Origin of the sequence: Chryseobacterium polytrichastri (genome assembly GCF_900142445.1) — a bacterium.
Taxonomy (GTDB): Bacteria; Bacteroidota; Bacteroidia; order Flavobacteriales; family Weeksellaceae; genus Chryseobacterium; species Chryseobacterium polytrichastri.
In genome coordinates, this window is sequence record NZ_FRAV01000001.1 from 182,880 (window position 1) to 200,370 (window position 17,491).

Annotated in this window: 16 protein-coding genes; 7 read left to right on the forward strand and 9 right to left on the reverse strand. The window is 34.1% G+C overall.

What is annotated here, in order from left to right; all coding sequences use genetic code 11:
- Positions 1-116: 116 nt before the first annotated feature.
- Entirely contained in the window at positions 117-554 is a 438-nt protein-coding gene (locus tag BUB80_RS00845) for a PCC domain-containing protein (RefSeq protein WP_073290162.1), read from the reverse strand.
- Positions 555-1,227: 673 nt separating this feature from the next.
- Between BUB80_RS00845 and BUB80_RS00850 the strand changes: the two genes are divergently transcribed.
- Complete coding sequence (locus tag BUB80_RS00850; RefSeq protein WP_073290004.1) at positions 1,228-1,569, forward strand: helix-turn-helix transcriptional regulator; 342 nt, start codon at positions 1,228-1,230, stop codon at positions 1,567-1,569.
- Positions 1,570-1,580: 11 nt separating this feature from the next.
- Here BUB80_RS00850 and BUB80_RS00855 read toward each other — a convergent pair whose 3' ends face one another.
- The 4 genes from BUB80_RS00855 to BUB80_RS00870 all read right to left on the reverse strand — a co-directional run bounded on the left by BUB80_RS00855 (position 1,581) and on the right by BUB80_RS00870 (position 5,397).
- A complete protein-coding gene (locus BUB80_RS00855; protein ID WP_073290006.1) occupies positions 1,581-2,312 on the reverse strand; it encodes an MBL fold metallo-hydrolase in 732 nt (243 codons plus the stop codon).
- 291 nt (positions 2,313-2,603) lie between these two features.
- On the reverse strand, positions 2,604-3,488 hold the full coding sequence (locus tag BUB80_RS00860) for an NAD(P)-dependent oxidoreductase (protein WP_317043883.1): 885 nt from the start codon (positions 3,486-3,488) through the stop codon (positions 2,604-2,606).
- Positions 3,470-4,312, reverse strand: coding sequence for an aldo/keto reductase (locus tag BUB80_RS00865; RefSeq protein ID WP_073290010.1), 843 nt, complete (start codon positions 4,310-4,312; stop codon positions 3,470-3,472). The genes BUB80_RS00860 and BUB80_RS00865 overlap by 19 nt, the downstream gene beginning before the upstream one ends.
- A gap of 101 nt (positions 4,313-4,413) precedes the next feature.
- On the reverse strand, positions 4,414-5,397 hold the full coding sequence (locus tag BUB80_RS00870; RefSeq protein WP_073290012.1) for an aldo/keto reductase: 984 nt from the start codon (positions 5,395-5,397) through the stop codon (positions 4,414-4,416).
- Between the two features lie 137 nt (positions 5,398-5,534).
- On the opposite strand from BUB80_RS00870, the gene BUB80_RS00875 reads away from it, so the two are divergent.
- Positions 5,535-6,374: an AraC family transcriptional regulator gene (locus BUB80_RS00875; protein ID WP_073290014.1), complete on the forward strand. Its 840-nt coding sequence runs from the start codon at positions 5,535-5,537 to the stop codon at positions 6,372-6,374.
- Positions 6,375-6,548: 174 nt separating this feature from the next.
- Here BUB80_RS00875 and BUB80_RS00880 read toward each other — a convergent pair whose 3' ends face one another.
- The 4 genes from BUB80_RS00880 to BUB80_RS00895 all read right to left on the reverse strand — a co-directional run bounded on the left by BUB80_RS00880 (position 6,549) and on the right by BUB80_RS00895 (position 13,094).
- Positions 6,549-7,760, reverse strand: coding sequence for a Ca2+-dependent phosphoinositide-specific phospholipase C (locus BUB80_RS00880; RefSeq protein WP_073290016.1), 1,212 nt, complete (start codon positions 7,758-7,760; stop codon positions 6,549-6,551).
- A gap of 15 nt (positions 7,761-7,775) precedes the next feature.
- On the reverse strand, positions 7,776-10,625 hold the full coding sequence (locus BUB80_RS00885) for a TonB-dependent receptor (protein WP_073290018.1): 2,850 nt from the start codon (positions 10,623-10,625) through the stop codon (positions 7,776-7,778).
- Between the two features lie 163 nt (positions 10,626-10,788).
- On the reverse strand, positions 10,789-11,892 hold the full coding sequence (locus BUB80_RS00890; RefSeq protein ID WP_073290019.1) for a helix-turn-helix domain-containing protein: 1,104 nt from the start codon (positions 11,890-11,892) through the stop codon (positions 10,789-10,791).
- Positions 11,893-12,197: 305 nt separating this feature from the next.
- Complete coding sequence (locus BUB80_RS00895; protein ID WP_073290021.1) at positions 12,198-13,094, reverse strand: helix-turn-helix domain-containing protein; 897 nt, start codon at positions 13,092-13,094, stop codon at positions 12,198-12,200.
- Positions 13,095-13,541: 447 nt separating this feature from the next.
- Here BUB80_RS00895 and BUB80_RS00900 point away from each other — a divergent pair, with 447 nt between their 5' ends.
- From BUB80_RS00900 to BUB80_RS00920, 5 genes are read left to right on the forward strand one after another with little or no spacing between them, the layout of a single operon-like run.
- Positions 13,542-14,522 carry an aldo/keto reductase gene (locus tag BUB80_RS00900; RefSeq protein ID WP_073290022.1) on the forward strand — a complete coding sequence of 327 codons (981 nt, stop codon included), beginning with the start codon at positions 13,542-13,544 and terminating at the stop codon, positions 14,520-14,522.
- A 5-nt stretch (positions 14,523-14,527) separates the two neighbouring features.
- Complete coding sequence (locus BUB80_RS00905) at positions 14,528-14,935, forward strand: nuclear transport factor 2 family protein (protein WP_228433625.1); 408 nt, start codon at positions 14,528-14,530, stop codon at positions 14,933-14,935.
- An 18-nt stretch (positions 14,936-14,953) separates the two neighbouring features.
- Entirely contained in the window at positions 14,954-15,937 is a 984-nt protein-coding gene (locus BUB80_RS00910; protein WP_073290024.1) for an aldo/keto reductase, read from the forward strand.
- A gap of 8 nt (positions 15,938-15,945) precedes the next feature.
- On the forward strand, positions 15,946-16,521 hold the full coding sequence (locus BUB80_RS00915) for an NAD(P)H-binding protein (RefSeq protein ID WP_073290026.1): 576 nt from the start codon (positions 15,946-15,948) through the stop codon (positions 16,519-16,521).
- A 35-nt stretch (positions 16,522-16,556) separates the two neighbouring features.
- Entirely contained in the window at positions 16,557-17,423 is an 867-nt protein-coding gene (locus BUB80_RS00920; protein ID WP_073290028.1) for a helix-turn-helix domain-containing protein, read from the forward strand.
- Positions 17,424-17,491 lie beyond the last annotated feature (68 nt).

Below are 17,491 nucleotides of genomic sequence, written 5' to 3' on the forward strand. Positions count from 1 at the left end.
AGAAGGCTATTCAAATATATGAATGGCCTTTTTGTGTTTTAAAAGTCAATACATCCATTATGGTATTACGGAAAGCAGTACAATACCTACTTAAAGAATTTAAAAATTGTAGAGAATTAATTAAAACCAAAAAACTCACTTTTAAATTCAATGATTTTAGTTTCTAAAGGATAAATAAAGAATTCATTGTCACCAATTATTCTGGCGTCCAAAAGATGGCCAACTAAGTTTGTATGGTTTTCTCGTTCTAAAGTAGTTTCAAGATGGAATATCGGGATGCCATCAATTTCGGAAAGAGTACCAAAGATCTCTGATAAACGTATTTTGGCGTCAAATTTTATATGAAATTTTCTTTTCGTTGAAGGATTAAAAAAGCCTAAAATAGCTTCCGTTACATTTCCTATTCCTTTTATTTTTCCGTGTTTAATTTTTTGGTGAACAACAAAATCGGTTAAGCCCTCCATTATGTTTGAAAAATCTTTTAAGCATACGATATACGTGTTTTCTATTTTCCTTGCGGTCCATAAATTACCTTCAATGAATTTTGAATCCATACAATTAAATGGTTTGATAGTTTTTATGTTTTTTTTCAATATTCTCAATCTTTCTTTTTTCATCTATAGAATCAAATACAATTGAGCTCACTATCAAAAAATAAAGAAATAATAATTTTCATCAATTTATATAAAAAGTAATACCATATAGATACCACAAATATTCATTTTCGCTTTTTACCGAGTAAAAAATGAAAACATTGATTAAGGTCATAAAAATGAAATGCTTCAACCTTATATATTTGAATATTCACAATTAAAATAAAATCGTTTTCATAAAACTTGATGAAAAAAGAGTTAAAATAGACCTTCTAAGTAATTACGTGGTATGTATGTGGTATTTTAATTTAAGAAAATTTTAATCATTTTTTCTTTCTTTGCCTACTACAAAATAGTACCGAAGTTATATTCTTAGAATAATTTTAATCACAAATGCAAAAATACAGAAAATCGCATCAATAAAAAGAAAAACAACTTTATTTTATAAATAGATCAGGATTTTAAAAGAAACATTATTAATAACACTTCATTATATAATTTATTATTTACAACTACTTTTAGTAATAAAGTGAATATTAAAAATACTATAAGAAGTAAAGACCCAAATTCTGGAGCTGACCATTAAAATAAAAGTAGCAGCAACAGAAAGTACCGTAGAGATGAAAAAATTATTATGAAAAACAAAAAAATTGAATTGAATTTAGACGATTTAAACCAAAAATTTTTAGCTCAAGATGAAATTATTGCACTTGCTAAGGAAAACTCACCCCGTTTACTGAATAAATTCAGATTGGCTTATCCTGATTTCTTCGACAAAATATCTTTGATACAGTCCAATCTTAAAAATTCAGAACTTATTTTTTGTATTTATTTAAAACTAAACCTTACAACCAAAGAAATTGCGACCTATACGTATGTAACACCAAAGGCAATTCAGAACAGAAAAAACAGAATAAGGAAGAAGCTAAACATCCCGTCAACTCTTGATATTTATAAATGGTTTAATGATATTTAAACCATTTTTTATTAAAATTCAATAATAGCTTTATCTAAATCATGGTAAAGTAAAACTTTCCAATGGTTTTCTATGGCTTCTTTTTCCCATTTCTGTCTCAATTCCATTGCTTTTCTTCCGTCAAAATCACTTTTGTAAGCAACATGGTATTTAAGATAAGATTCCTGTGGAAGATCATCGGCTCCATAAAAAACGGTTTCATTGTTTTCTTTGATCCAAAAGACCTGCATAAATGGGGTATGGCCACCAACAACTTCAAAAGAAATTTCATCTGTTATTTGCCCTTGATCCTCGTTCATCCAAATAATGTTAGGGAGTTGAATCAGTTTTTCAAGTATGTCAAAATCAAAAGAAGGATTGCCTTTATTTTCCATTGCAAAATCAAGCTCGCGCTTTTGAATGTAAATCTCTGCATTAGGATAGCTAGCCTCATAACCACTTTCCGTATTTTTTATAATACCGTCAATATGATCTTTATGAAGATGCGAAAGCAAAACTTTAGTAATTTGATCTGGTGTAATGTTTTCTCGTTCAAAGATTTCAGAAATAACGGTTTTACCCGCTTCATTTTTCCACCCAATACCTGTGTCTAAAAGAATACGATCATTTTCGGTAATAATCAAAAAAGGTTGAATAGACATTTTTATTCCTTTAACAGCCTCTCTATTTTCTTCTGTTAAAAGAGTAAAGTCTTTGGTTTTGCTTGCCGAAAAATTGCCTTCTTTTAATGGTACGATCTTCATGTTGCAAATTTCCTGATAATTAATCAATCTTGAAAACGTTTTTTTTCGATACAAATCATCGGCAAAACCGATTATTTAAGCAGTAGAATTTTCTTTACTATTGTTCATTAAAAAGGCTTCGACTCCGCTCTGCCTGACACCGCTAATACTATTCCCAATATTATCTACTGTCAGGCGGAGCAAGGTCGAAGCCTTTATTATAAACTACATCCATATTGATACGGAAAGATAATGATTTCTTGTATTACTATTATCCGTAAAAAAAGATAGAGTCTTGAAATATTTTGTAATTTATTGTTTCAAATAATTGATGATCCCAATCACATCATCCTTTCCGAAACCTGCATCATGAGCAGATTGGTAAGTTTCTATTAAGGTTTTAGATAAAGGAAAATCTGCTCCGGAATCTTTTGCTAAGAGAATGTCTTTTAACATCAAATCTAAAGCAAATGCAGGTGCGTAAGTATCATTAACCAACAATGGGGTTTTTACTTTGGTAGCCCCACTTCCGCTAGCACTTTCATTGATGATATCCAGCATATCTTTACGTTCAATACCTAATTTATCTGAAAGCAAAATAGTCTCTGCCAATCCTTGATAAATTGTTGATATGAAATAATTAATAGACAGTTTCGCCGCAATTCCTTTTCCGTTTTCACCGAGATGCTTAATCTCCTTTCCTAATTTTTGGAAATAGGGTTCTGCACGCTGAAGATCTTTTTCATCGCCTCCCACCATAATAATCAGTGTTCCGTCAGCCGCAGGTTTGGTACTTCCGGCAACAGGCGCATCCATAAATGAAGCTTCTTTGACGATAACGGCAGCTGCCAATTTTTTACTGGTTTCAGGAGAAATAGTACTCATGTCTATAAATAGTTTCCCGCGAATATCCAAAGTCAAAACTTCTTCATAAATGGCTTTCACAGCAGCATCATTGGTCAACATTGTGAAAATAACATCACTATTCTTAACCAATTCTGTTATGGTAGTAAAAACGGTAGATTTTGCTTTGAAATCATCGGCTTTTTCAATCGTTCTATTGTAAACGGATAATGAAAATCCTGCTTTTTCTAAATTTTTAGCCATCGGAAGTCCCATGTTTCCTAATCCTATAAATCCTATTTTTTCGGTGCTCATTTTGTTTTTTTTTATTTTAATTAAACAATATCCGGCCAGTTATTGGGTAATTCTCCACTGAAACCCATTTCCGGAATTTCATTGATTTGTTTGATTTCTTCAGGGCTTAATTCAAAATCAAAGATATTAATATTATCTTCAATTCTTTCGGGTGTAGTAGATTTCGGGATGGTGATCGTATCATGTTCAATACACCATCTTAAACAGATTTGCGAGACCGATTTATTGTGTGTTTCCGCAATAGATTTTAGTAATTCATTGTCAAAAACTTTTCCTCTTGCCAATGGAGACCAAGCTTCGATAACAATTCCTTTGTCTTGAGAAAATTGGGTAACCTCGGGCTGCCAATATCCCGGATGAAATTCTATCTGATTGATAGACGGTGTAACGTTGGCCGTTTTCGCTAAAGCCTCCAAATGCTCCTGCCAAAAATTGCTTACCCCAATTGATTTAATTTTCCCTTCAGCCTGAAGTTCTTCCATCGCACGCCAAGTTTCCGCATTTACTTCCTGCCAGTTATCAAAATTCTTTTCGTTTGCAGGCCAATGGATCAGATACAGATCAATATACTCTAAATCTAATTTTTGAAGTGATTCTTCAAATGCTTTTTTAGTGTTTTCATACCCTAGATTGTCTCTCCAAACTTTAGTGGTTACAAAAATCTCTTCACGCGGAATTCCACTTTCTTTAATTCCTTTTCCTACCGCAGATTCGTTTTCATATCTGGCTGCAGTATCCAGCAATCTGTATCCTTTTTGTAAGGCTAATTTTACAGAAGCAATACCTTCTTCCTCGGTTGCTTTATAGGTTCCAAAACCAATGGATGGTAAAGTAAGTCCGTCGTTAAGGGTAATATATTTCATTATAATTTCTTGTGATTGTTTGTACTGAATACATTGCAAAAACTTTATATAACTAATTGGTTGTGCCTTTGCAATGTATTTTTATTATTTAAAATCAACGGTTAAAAAGCATTCACCAGATCATCAATCGTTTTCAATTCTTCTGCGCTTAATTTGATGTTGATTGCTTCCGCATTTTGAACTGCCTGCTCTGCATTTCTTGCTCCGGCCAATGCAATCGTAATTCCTGGTCTTTCGATCGTCCAACGTAAAACTAACTGACCTAAACTTGCATGATGCGCTTCTGCAATTGGTTTTATTTTAGCTAAAAGAACATTGGTTTTCTCAATAAATTCAGGTTTGAAATGTGCTAGATTAGCTCTATGGTCTCCTTCTTTAAATTGATAATCCGAATGAATTTTCCCTGTCAATAATCCTCTTTCTAATGGACTGTATGCCAAAATAGATTTGTTATTTTTAATACAATAAGGAACTGTTTCTGCTTCAATACCTCGGTTTACCATGCTGAACGGAATTTGATTTGAAACTAAATTCAACGTTTTTTCTGCTTCTGCCATTTGTGCAGCGTTGTAGTTACAAACTCCTGCATGACGCACTTTTCCTTGTTCGATTAACCTTGAAACAGCTTCAAAAGTTTCATCAATAGGCGTGGTAGAATCCGGCCAGTGAATTTGATACAGATCAATGTAATCTGTTCCCAACCTCTTTAAACTCTGCTCGCATTCATAGATGATGCTTTCTTTTCCTGCATATTTGTAAACGTCGATTGCGTCTCCGTTATTTTTAAAACTCTTCATCGCAAAATCACCTTTTGCAAGATCCCAACGCATTCCAAATTTGGTTAAGATCTGAACTTTATCTCTTGAGAATCCTTTAATGGCTTCCCCAACAATTTCTTCACTCACACCTTGCCCATAAATAGGTGCTGTATCAATGGAGGTTACCCCAACTTCATACGATGCTTTGATGGCCTCAATAGCTTCGTTTCTATCTGTGCTTCCCCACATCCAGCCTCCTGCAGCCCAAGCTCCAAAAGTGATTGCTGAAACTTCTAAATCGCTGTTTCCTAATTTTCTGTATTCCATCTATTTTTTATTTAATGATTAAAAGAAATCAATCTTAAAAGTACTATTTAATATCTCTATAAAGAGTATAACAAATTTTGGTAAAAAAAATCAATTTTAGCTTGTAGAAATCGTTTAACATATTGTAATTTTAAAAGATGAAACGAAAACAGTTTGAGCCTTTAGAAATAGATACTTTTGAAACTTCTGTCTTTCCATTTCCCAAACACAGCCATACGTATTATGAAATGATTTATATTTTCAAAGGCTGCGGAAATCATCATATCAATCAAATTGTGATTCCTTATAAAGCTGGAGACTTATATTTGATCTCTCCCGATGATGAACATTACTTTGACATCAAGAAGTTAACCAAGTTTTGCTTTATCAAGTTCAACGACAGCTATTTTGAAAGCAATAAACATCTTTCTCCCGATAATTTGGCAACGGCTTCTCCAACAGATATTATGCGAAATCCTTTGTTGAAGGAAGAAAAACTGATCTTTGATGAACCCTGCAAAACAATCTTAAGAAAGACGGTTGAAAATATTATTGAATACAATAGTTTTTGTAAAGTTTCGGATTCACCCATTATCTTTTTTCAGGTTTTATCTTTGTTTGGATTAATTCGTGAAGCTTCCGCTAAATTCTTAAAGGTGAATCTAGACCATGCTGCGCTGCGAAAAGATGATTTGATCTCCTATATTCATCAAAATATTTACCATCCTGAAAAGATTAGAATAGGCATTATTTCAGATCATTTTAATATCTCCAATACATATTTTGGAGCCTATTTTAAACGAAATTTTGATGTTTCCTACCGAAAATACGTCACCGATTATAAGTTGAAATTAATTGAAAGAAGGATAGAATCCGGACAAATGACGATGAAGCAAATTGCATATGAATTCGGATTTACAGATGAAAGCCATTTAACGAATTACTTTAAAAAACAAACCAGTATAAGCCCGACGGATTATAAATTTCAGTTGGTTTAATATTGAGTTGTTGGATAATCGCAAAGACGCAAAGAATTATTTAAAACTCTGTTGTAGGGCGCAAGGATTTTATCTGCGATAAAATTGATTATGCTATAACTGGAACATTTAGTTTAACAAGATCAAAAAAAGTCCCAAACAATTACGTTCAGGACTTTTGAATACCATTTTAACCTATTTTTTCTTACAGTTTTCGGGAGAATTTTCGGGATTACATCTTGCCGTTTCGCCTCCGGGAAGCGTGACATAATAATCTGTTCCGTACGTGTTTCCTTTTTTGAAGAAATCGGTGGAAACAATTTGAGCTCCGCTACTGAATGCAGCTTTTTCTCTTGTTCTGTCATTCACCTTTGCTTCGTATGTTTCTATATCTGATCGGGTTCTTACCAAATATCCTTCTTTTACCGACTTCTGAATTTCATTCTGTCTTACAATGGCATTATCATACAATATAAAAGCGGAATGATCTTTACCGGGTGTAGATTCTATAAACATCATTCTTCCTTTAAGACTTGGATGTTCTGCCAGATAAGGAGATTCATTATTGCTGATTCCTGCGCTGGACGGCAAAAGGATAAATACAAATTTTCCTTTTGCATCATTCACTGTTGGCCAATTGTTATGAAGAACGGCTTCATTTAACGTTTTATATTTTCCTTTAACATCATCAGGCGTAATGATCTTTTCTCTTCCCAAGACAGCAAGTACTTCCTGATCCAGATCATCAAATGCTTTTTTATCAAATTTCAAGACTTCTGCGGAATTGGGTAAAATACGCATTCCGGAATCTTTAGCCTCAATTTGAATGAAAATCGGAATGTGATCATGGTTTTTATCAGACCAGTCTTTTAAAGCCTGAAGTGCCTTTTTTAAAGTCGTATAATGGGTTCTGAAATCGATATCTGCAATATGCATTACTTTAAAACCCGGTTTATCCAGATCTTCTGTAGAAAAAGGAGCAAGGTCTGTTACGCCTTGTTTTTTCAACATTTCATACGCTGCGGGTTTGTTGAATCTTTTTCCTGTAGGATCGTAATACACATCTATTTCGAGATTTCTTAAGCCTGCATTCAGTTGTTCATTAAAATCGGGGTGATTGTAGTTCAATGCTTCGGAGAAATCTAATCCGTTCGGGTGATATTCCTGAAATTTTGCTTTTTCGTCTGGCGACATGTTATCAAAAAAAGAATTCTTAAACTTGTCCATGATGCCTGTTGCTAGTTTAATCACTTTCGGATCTACAGGCTTCGCATAGCTGTTGTGGGTTCCCAAGACCTGAATCTGATTGATCTTTAACTCTTTTGGATAACCGCTGAATTCTTTTTTATTTTGGCCTATAGCCATAGCTGATAGCAATCCGAAGATGGATAGTATTATTTTTTTCATGTTGAAATATTTAGATTAAAAGTTGAATGAAACTCCCATTTGTCCACGGAAGCCTGTGTAGGAAACACTTTCTGTTCTTGCCTGTTCTCCGTGATAAAACCTGTTGGGTTCGTTTAAAAGATTATTAAGTTCTACAAACAATCTTACTTTTTTTGAAAGAGCATACGAAGCAGTAGTATCAAGGGTAAAGTTTTTATCAAACCACTGATAATGTTCTGGCCCTGCCAAAGAACGGATGGCATTCAGATATTTTCCTTTATAATTTCCGGCAAGTCGTATCATGAATTTATCGGTTTCATAAAAAATGCTCACGTTGAAAATATGTTTAGCCTGCTTGGGTAGAGTAGTCTCGATTTTCTCTAAAGCTATTCCGTTTTGATATACCGGAATTTCTGTTTTTGAATCTACAAAAGTATAGTTCCCTTCCAATCCGAAATGTTGCAATATGCCCGGCAATTCTGTAAAACGTTTGCTGAAATTAGCCTCTAATCCAAACAACCAGCCTCCTTCTAAATTACTTGGCGAAGTTTTAAGATAGGTAAGTCCGTTTCGCTGTTCTGTCGTTTGATCCTGATAGATAATATTGCTCAATCTTTTATAAAAACTTCCGACAGAGATAATTCCTAAATTAGAAAAATATTTTTCAAACATTAAATCAAAACTGTTGGCATAGGTAGGCTTTAGACCTGCATTTCCTTCTGTAATGGTTTGAAGCGCATCGTTGATCTGTAATCCGGGATTAAGATCGCTAAAATCCGGTCTTGCGAATGATCGGGTATAGGAAGCTCTGAAAATCGTATTATCATCCAGATTATACTTCATATTCACCATCGGCAAGAAAGCGTTGTACTTGTTTTCCTTTTGTACAGGTTCTGCTGTTGCCGTATTTCCCTGCTGTACCACACGGTTTCCTTTGAAATTGGTAACGTTATATTCATTTCTGAACCCTCCAATCACTGTGAATTTTTCAGTGAGTCTGAAATTCCCCATCAAATAAGCAGAATACACATTTTCTTTTCCTGAATAAGAAGAAGCCAAATTACTAGCCGTATTCGCTCCCTGCACATTAGTCATCGTATGATTGGTCATGAAATCAGGGTTGTACATTTGATCAATCTGACCGTTGGTGATTTGATTGATCAATACATTGTTATAAGGATTCCCTAAAGGATTAAGAAATCCACCATTGTATGGGAAATCTTCGGTCTGTAGCTGATTGAGATAGACCAAAGGCGCAGCTCCCGGAATTCCCAATAGTTTGGAAGGCATCCATGCATAAACACTTGACGTGAAGGTTTTATCTTTATTAATGAGCTTTCCTCCCGCTTTTAAATTGATATTGTCATTCAATTTATAATTAAAGTTGAATTGCGCTCTGTAATCTCTTTCACTGTTTTTATTTCGGCTGATAATGTTTTGATACAAATACAGTTTGGAAGCGTCTAAATTATTAAGATTATGGGGTAAGACAACATCCGAAGCATCTCCAATACCGTCGGGAGAATCCATTGCTAAATATTTCAGTCCGTCACTTGAAAGATTTCCATACGTCATATCCTGCCTGAAAAGGACAATAGGATAACCTCTTTCATCTTTGCTTAAATTTTTAGGAGAATTAAATTCAAAGCTTGATTTTGAATTCACCAAAGACCAATCCAGTTTTAATTTATCCGACAATTTGTGTTCACCTCCAATGTCAAAAGAATAGAGATCTGTAATGTAATCTGCATGTCTGGCTTGTAGCTGAACATTTTTAGTGTTAAAATTAAAATAAGATTCTCTTACCGTCTGCTGATCAAGATACTGACTGTATAATCCTTTGAAATAAAGCTTATTGTTTTTATTAATCTGATAATCCAGCGCGCCATTGAAACCTAAGGTTCTTCTTTGCGCAATATAATCTCTTAATTGTAATTGATTGATCGCAAAAGATTTAGTCTTGTCTTTATTGTTAAAATCATACACCATCTGGAAATTATCAATTCCGGTATCTCGGTTCCATATCACCGCAGATGTGATGAATTTTAATTTATCTGTGATCTTATTTCCATAGACTACCGATGCATTATAGCTCGGCGACTGAGATTGATTAACATAGCCACCTGCGACATTTACCGAAAAAGTTTCTTTATTAACTGCCGTTTTGGTAATGAAATCAATGGTTCCTCCGATGGCATCTCCATCCATATCGGGAGTTAAGGTCTTAGATAATTTTACATACTGAATCAATTCTGAGGGAAAAATATCCATCTGCAATCCTCTGTTGGCATTATCTCCACTGGCACTAGGCATTCTGTTTCCGTTCAGCGTAGACGAGCTCCATTGAATAGGCGTTCCTCGTACGGCAGCAAATCTACCTTCGCCCATATCTCTTTCGATTGTTACGGCTGGTAATCTTTGGATGGCTTCAGCAGCATTTCGATCCGGTAATTTTCCAATTGCATCTGACGCTAATACATCAGAAATGGTTTCAGAATTCTTTTTAATATTTAAGGCTCTGGCTTGGGAAGGTTTATACGCAGAGGTAATGGTAACGCCTTCAATACTCTTTACTTTTTCTCTGTTTTCTAAGACAATGACTCCCACATCAGCTATTTTGGGATTTGCAGAAGCGTCTATAATAATCGTTTTATCAGCATATCCTTCATAGGTTACTATAATAGACGTATATCCTTCAGGAATGGTAATGCTAAAATTCCCTTGATTGTCTGTGAGAACAAAAGTTTTGTTGTCATTCGTTAGAACTTTCGCCTGAGGAAGTCTTCCTTGTGAATCTTCCACTTTTCCGCTTACCTGAATCTGGGCATAAGATTGTATGGAAGCAAAGAAAAGGGCAACAGCCAAAGTCGATGTTAGTTTTTTCATTTTTACAGGTACAGTTTGATTTGCTGCAAAACTATTCCGACTTTCATTTTTAAAAGTTCATTTAGATTGAGATGAACTTATTTCCATGAATTGAACTTTTAATCAATTGACAAACAGTGTTTTGAGTTGTTTTAATTATTTGTTAACAGATTAGTATTCAACACTAAATCTGTGGTGTTATTAGCTTTTCTTCAAGTATTTTTTTTCGGTAATCGTTGGGATTTACTCCTGTTTCCTGTTTGAAATATTTATAAAAAGTAGCCTTAGATCTGAATCCGCATTGGTAATACAATTCACTGATTTGGAGATCAGGTTTTTGATTGATTTGTTCAATAAATTCCTCGATTCGGTATTTATTGATAAGATCGTAGAAAGTGGTCTCAAGACCTTCAGAAATACATTGAGACAGATGATTCTTAGAAATATGAATCATGTTCGAAATATCTTCCAGGTTTAAATCTTCTTTCGTGTATATTTTTTTATTTTTTAAAAGTTCGACCAGTCGATTATTGGTATTTGTGATATAATCTTTACTCAGGACAGATGTTTTATACTTTGAATTTTTTTTAGCATCGATTATGATATCAGGAGCTTCAACAACAACTGTATTTTCAGTTTTTTTCTGAATATGGAGAGGTTGTTTTTCTATTTGATTTAATCTAATCAAAAAAGCAAACTGAATAAAAAAGGAGAGGGTGTAAATGGTTCTCAACAGTTCTTTATCAACAAGTTTTGCATAATAACAAATAGCATATAAGATCACTAAAGAAAGAACGAAACCTATAAACTTGATAAATAGTTTTTGAAATGCATTTTCACGATCTCTATGTCTGATCTGTTCTACTAAAGTCGCAGTCAGGTAACCCGCCCAGTACAACGGATACAGTTTAAATATCCATAAATAAAACTGATGAAAGCTCTGAGATTCCGAGCCTATAAAAAGGACAATGATATTACATATAAAAACAACGAAAAAAAGGACAAAATGGAGATACTGTTTCCAGGTATTGGTGTGTTGCAGTAAATATCTTCCTGCTAAAAACAAAAGTGGACCTTTTAGAAGTCTGAAGCTTGACGGATATTGGTCTATCAGAAAAGTGCTTTTATTCCCAAAACTAAAAATAAAATATTCGCAAAGGAAATCTAATGTGATGGTTACGATATAAAGAATTAAAAAAATATTCTTCTTGGAATTGTCTCTTTTAATTAAAAAAAAGGAGAGTATGGCTTCTAAAATTACCGCTAAGAAAGCACCAGAAATTTCCATAATTGATCAATAAAATTTTGCAGAAAAGTAGTCTTTTTCAACAAGAACTTATTGAATAATGAATTACGATTTTGTTAAATATGTCTTTATTTATGGTTGCATTTTGAATTGTTGGTTTTTCGCAAAGGCGCAAAGTTTTATGAAAAAATACTGTTGTTAAGGCGCAAGGATTTTATCTGCGATAAAATTGATTATGCAGTAAGTTCCCCATAAATATTGTCATTCCGAAGGAATCTAAACATCGTTTTTTATTGATTGTTTAGATTCCTTCGGAATGACAAATAGTAGTTAAATAATTCCTCAGATTAATTCAAATTTCTGTATTCAATAGGCGACATTCCCACTTTCTGTTTGAAAAGTCGTGTAAAATGCTGCGGATATTTAAATCCTAAATGATATGCAATCTGACTAATCGACTGGTCAATATCAAAAATTTTATCTTTCGCTACATCAATAACTTTTGTCTGGATATATTCCTGAGGCGAAATACCGGTTTCTTTTTTAATAAGGTCTCCAAAATAATTAGCCGATAGATTAAGTTCTTCTGCGCACCAAGCCACAGAAGGTAAGCCGATGGTTTGCGGTTTATCAGAAGAGAAGTATTCATTCAGAAGCGTTTCAAAACGTTCTACGATTCCTTTGTTGATATTGTCTCTTGTAATAAATTGACGGTCATAGAATCGTGTACAGTAATTCAGAAAGAGTTCTAAATTGGAAGCGATTAAAGTTTTGCTGTGTTTATCAATATTTTGCGCCAGCTCATCCTGAATTTTCTCAAAACAATCCATCACAATCTGTCTTTCTTTTTCTGAAAGGTGCAGAGCCTCATTAGATTCATAAGAAAAGAACGAGTAGTCCTGAATATGCTTTCCTAATAATGTACCTTTTATCAAATCAGAATGAAAGATCAAAGCCCAGCCTTTGGGTTCAAATTGAGTTACTTTCGGCTGCACCCTAATGATCTGTCCGGGGGAAATGAAAACTAAAGTTCCTTCCTGATAATCATAGTAATCACGGCCATATTTCAACTCTCCACATTTTAATTCTTTCAGGAAAATTCCATAGACTCCAAAGTTCAACGTTTGAGCAGGCATTGCTGTTGCTTTAGACATATCAATAATACTAATCAAAGGATTAAGCGTTTCTACTCCTCTTAATTTATTATAGACATCTACGCTGTCAATTTTTGCGATCTTTTCCATTCTCTTCGTTTTGATGATACAAATTTACATATTATAAGACACTGATAATCATCCGAAAATCTCAATCAGTAATTTTGGTAACAAATACAGTAATCTGTATAAAACTATCGTTGTTTAATCTTCTGAAATTTGCAAAGAGAGAAAAGGAATAGATTATTTATGATCAGTTATAAAAGTTTCGAAAATTTTTTTGTTGGAGAATCGCAAAGGCTTTTAATCTTTATTATGTTTTAAGGCGCTAGAAAATCAAAGATTTTCGATTGGTAATTTTTTAATTTCCAGAATGACAAAGTGAACGGATATATATTACACAATCAATTTTATTGCAAATAAAATCCTTGCGCCTTAAAAACATAGAATTTATCAAAAAATTGCGCCTTTGCGAAAAACCAACCCTACAAAGTAAAAGTTAAACAAAGTTTATTTAAACCTACTAAAAATCAAAATATGAAATACAGAAAATTAGGAAATAGCGGACTTGAAGTTTCAGCCATAGGAATGGGATGTATGAATTTAAGTTTCGGAACAGGGAAAGCAGCTGATATCAATGAAGGGATTAAAGTAATCCGTTCAGCTTTTGAAAAAGGGATTACTTTCTTTGATACTGCTGAAGCTTACGGACCTTTTACCAATGAAGAATTGGTAGGGAAAGCGTTAGAACCTATTCGTAAAGATGTTATCATTGCTACAAAATTTGGAATGATCTCAGAAGAAGGAGGATTAAACAGTCGCCCTGAACACATTCGAAAAGTTGTAGAGGAATCATTGAAAAGATTAAAGACAGATTATATCGATCTATTATATCAACATAGAGTAGATCCCAATGTCCCGATTGAAGAAGTAGCAGGAACCGTAAAAGACCTGATCAGCGAAGGTAAGGTGAAATATTTCGGACTCTCAGAAGCAGGTTCAGAAACCATTAGAAAAGCACATGAAGTTCAGCTTGTTTCAGCTGTTCAAAATCAATACTCTATTTGGACAAGAGAGCCAGAGGTTTCTGTACTCCCGTTATGTGAAGAATTGGGAATAGGATTTGTTCCGTGGGGACCATTAGGAACAGGATTTTTAACCGGAAAGATATCTGCTGATACAAAGTTTGATTCTGCAACAGATTTAAGAGCTACCTTTCCTAGATTTACGCAGGAAGCAATGAGAGCGAATATGCCTTTGGTAGAAATGTTGAATGCTATTGCTAAAAATAAAGACGTTTCAACAGTACAGATTGCTTTGGCTTGGCTGTTAGCCCAAAAGCCATTTATCGTTCCAATTCCCGGAATGGATAAAATTGAATATCTGGAAGATAATATTAAATCTGCAGATCTAGAACTTTCAACAGAAGACTTACAGGAAATTGAAGAGAGACTTTCTGTCATCCATATTCAGGGAGAGAGGTTATCAAAAGAATTATTAAGCATCTCTGAAGAATAAGTTTTATGAATCTACAATTAAAAAATAATATGGAAACTGCAAAAATAGAAGATAACCAATTACAAATATTAACGGTGACACAAACACTCACGGAGTTGATGATTGAAAAAGATATAATTGGCATTAACAAAATTGTAGATGTAGATTTTACCCTGACGCACATCACAGGATATGTACAGTCAAAAAAGGATTGGTTTACAGAAATAGAAAGTGAACAGATGAAATACTATTCCTATACAGAAGTGAAAACATCGGTAAGCATCACTGCTGATAAAGCAACTTTTGTTGGTCAAAATCTTTTGGATGCCCGAATTTGGGGAACACGAAACACGTGGAGATTACAACAGACCATACAACTTGAAAAACGCAACGGTAAATGGATCATATTAAAATCCGTTGCCACAATATTTTAATTAAAAATCAAAAAAAATATGAAAACAAGAACATTAGGAAACCAAGGATTAGAAGTTTCTGAATTAGGATTAGGATGTATGGGATTAAGCTTTGGCTACGGTCCTGCAACAGATAAAACAGAAGCCATCAAATTATTACAAACAGCATTTGATGCTGGAGTAACATTTTTTGATACTGCAGAAGCATACGGGCCTTACACGAATGAAGAATTATTAGGAGAAGCATTAGAGCCTTTCAGAAAAGAAGTGGTAATTGCTACCAAATTCGGATTTAAGGAGGGGAGACCTGATCTGGGAATGGACAGCCGCCCGGAAACCATCACCGCTTTTGTTGAAGCTTCATTAAAAAGACTGAAAACAGACGTTATTGATTTGCTTTATCAACACAGAGTAGATCCGAACGTTCCAATAGAAGAAGTAGCAGGAACAGTGAAAGAACTTATTCAACAAGGAAAGGTTAAACATTTTGGAATGTCAGAAGCCGGAGTAGAAAGCATCCGAAGAGCTCATGCAGTACAACCTGTAACAGCTTTACAAAGCGAATATTCATTATGGTGGAGAGAGCCCGAAGTCGAAATTTTGCCCACTTTAGAGGAACTGGGAATTGGTTTTGTTCCCTTCAGTCCATTAGGAAAAGGGTTTTTGACTGGAGCGATTAATGAAAATACACAGTTTGACAAGACCGATTTTAGAAATATTGTTCCGCGTTTTACAGAAGACAATAGAAAAGCCAATCAGGCATTGGTAGATCTTCTTCAGAATATTGCGAAAGAGAAAGAAGCAACTCCGGCACAAATTGCATTGGCCTGGCTGTTAGCTCAGAAACCTTTCATCGCTCCAATTCCTGGAACAACTAAAGTTCACCGTCTGCAGGAAAATATGGGTGCAACACGTATTGAATTAACGCTGGAAGATTTACATCAGATTGAAGAAACAGCTTCAAAAATTACCATTGTAGGAGAAAGATATCCTCAACATCTTCAAAACAGAGTAGGAAAATAAAATTTTAAATGAAAAAAGTACTTATCATAGGAGCTACCGGAAGCCTCGCAAAATACGTTGTCGAGGCGGTGAAACCTTTAGAAAATATAGAATTAACCTTATTCGTAAGAAACAAAAACAGACTTTCAAAAGACCTTTCAGATGATTGTAAAATTATCGAAGGAGATGCCTTGAATTTCAATGATATTAAGAATGCCGTAAAAGGAAAAGATATTGTTTACATTAACCTTGATGGCGATTTAGAAACAATGACGGGTAATATTGTACAAGCCATGCAGGAAGAGAAAGTAAAGAGAATCATTGGGATCAGCTCTATCGGGATTTATACTGTTCCGTTGAGACCCGTTTTGGTTCCTTACAGAAAATTGGCAGACATTATTGAAAGTTCAGGATTAAACTATACGATTCTAAGATCCGATTGGTTTACCAATGTAGATGAGGTTGATTACGAAACTACCATTAAAGGTTCTCCGGAAATTGGTTCCGCCATTTCAAGAAAAAGTATTGCAGATTTTGTTTCAAAACTAATCAATTATCCGAATCTGTATATCAATGAAAACTTAGGAATTAGTAAACCCAATTAAATCTTTTTGACAGTTCAATTTGATATATTTACGTAATGAAAGTTTTTAAAGATTTTGCTTCATATAATACATTCATGGGAATGTCTGAGCCTTTGGATGAAGATATTGATGTTGGATATTATGATCCGCCCAATATCATATTGGGATCCGATCCTGTGATGGTAGATTTTTACAGAATATCTATTAAGATTAAATTCAAACGTAAAGCAACACCTTTCGCAGAGTCTATTACCGCTGTCTTTTTCAACAGTCCGGATCTGGTCATAGCACCAGGTTGGGATGCTGAACCTACCTATACGGGAATGTATCTTCAACTTTCTAAAAAAGTCATTGACCAAAATAGATTTTTATTTAAAACGTACTTAGATTACGGACAACATGAAGCGCTGTATTTAACAGAAGAGGAAGTTGATGAAATCAGTGCCGTTTTTGGATTGCTATTTAAATATTATGGAAGCGAAAAAAAGCAGTTTGGTGTTTTATTGTCTTATGTAAATGTTTTAATTTCATTGGTAGAAGCTTTTTATAAGCGACAGTTTTCAACCGACCCTAAACAGTATAACAGAATTGTGACTGATTTTCAGCAGAGTTTGGTAGAGTATTATAATCAACCCACAAAACAGCTTCCCAATGTTCAGTATTTTGCAGATGCATTAGGATTAACGGCTAATTATTTAGGAGATATCATTAAACATTATACTCAAAGATCTGCCCTTGAAAATATTCATGACTTCATCATTATAAAAGCAAAAGAATTACTGGAACAAAACGCTGAAATGAATACCACTGAAGTTGCGTATGAATTAGGCTTTGAATATCCCAATTACTTTTCGAAGTTCTTTAAAAAGCAAGTGGGATTAAGCCCCAAAGAATATCGTTTACAACGCATTAATAAAGAGTAAACTTATCATAAACGCCTTCACAAGAGGCGTTTTTTTGTATCAGTAATTTGTTTCTTTTTTATTGGTAA

Bases quoted from the DNA above. Each gene is read 5' to 3' on its own strand.
- BUB80_RS00915 (WP_073290026.1), top strand. From the start codon at position 15,946: ATGAAAAAAGTACTTATCATAGGAGCTACCGGAAGCCTCGCAAAATAC.
- BUB80_RS00850 (WP_073290004.1), top strand. From the start codon at position 1,228: ATGAAAAACAAAAAAATTGAATTGAATTTAGACGATTTAAACCAAAAA.
- BUB80_RS00895 (WP_073290021.1), bottom strand. From the start codon at position 13,094: ATGGAAAAGATCGCAAAAATTGACAGCGTAGATGTCTATAATAAATTA.
- BUB80_RS00875 (WP_073290014.1), top strand. From the start codon at position 5,535: ATGAAACGAAAACAGTTTGAGCCTTTAGAAATAGATACTTTTGAAACT.
- BUB80_RS00845 (WP_073290162.1), bottom strand. From the start codon at position 554: ATGGATTCAAAATTCATTGAAGGTAATTTATGGACCGCAAGGAAAATA.
- BUB80_RS00890 (WP_073290019.1), bottom strand. From the start codon at position 11,892: ATGGAAATTTCTGGTGCTTTCTTAGCGGTAATTTTAGAAGCCATACTC.
- BUB80_RS00880 (WP_073290016.1), bottom strand. From the start codon at position 7,760: ATGAAAAAAATAATACTATCCATCTTCGGATTGCTATCAGCTATGGCT.
- BUB80_RS00885 (WP_073290018.1), bottom strand. From the start codon at position 10,625: ATGAAAAAACTAACATCGACTTTGGCTGTTGCCCTTTTCTTTGCTTCC.
- BUB80_RS00870 (WP_073290012.1), bottom strand. From the start codon at position 5,397: ATGGAATACAGAAAATTAGGAAACAGCGATTTAGAAGTTTCAGCAATC.
- BUB80_RS00910 (WP_073290024.1), top strand. From the start codon at position 14,954: ATGAAAACAAGAACATTAGGAAACCAAGGATTAGAAGTTTCTGAATTA.
- BUB80_RS00865 (WP_073290010.1), bottom strand. From the start codon at position 4,312: ATGAAATATATTACCCTTAACGACGGACTTACTTTACCATCCATTGGT.
- BUB80_RS00905 (WP_228433625.1), top strand. From the start codon at position 14,528: ATGAATCTACAATTAAAAAATAATATGGAAACTGCAAAAATAGAAGAT.
- BUB80_RS00900 (WP_073290022.1), top strand. From the start codon at position 13,542: ATGAAATACAGAAAATTAGGAAATAGCGGACTTGAAGTTTCAGCCATA.
- BUB80_RS00920 (WP_073290028.1), top strand. From the start codon at position 16,557: ATGAAAGTTTTTAAAGATTTTGCTTCATATAATACATTCATGGGAATG.
- BUB80_RS00855 (WP_073290006.1), bottom strand. From the start codon at position 2,312: ATGAAGATCGTACCATTAAAAGAAGGCAATTTTTCGGCAAGCAAAACC.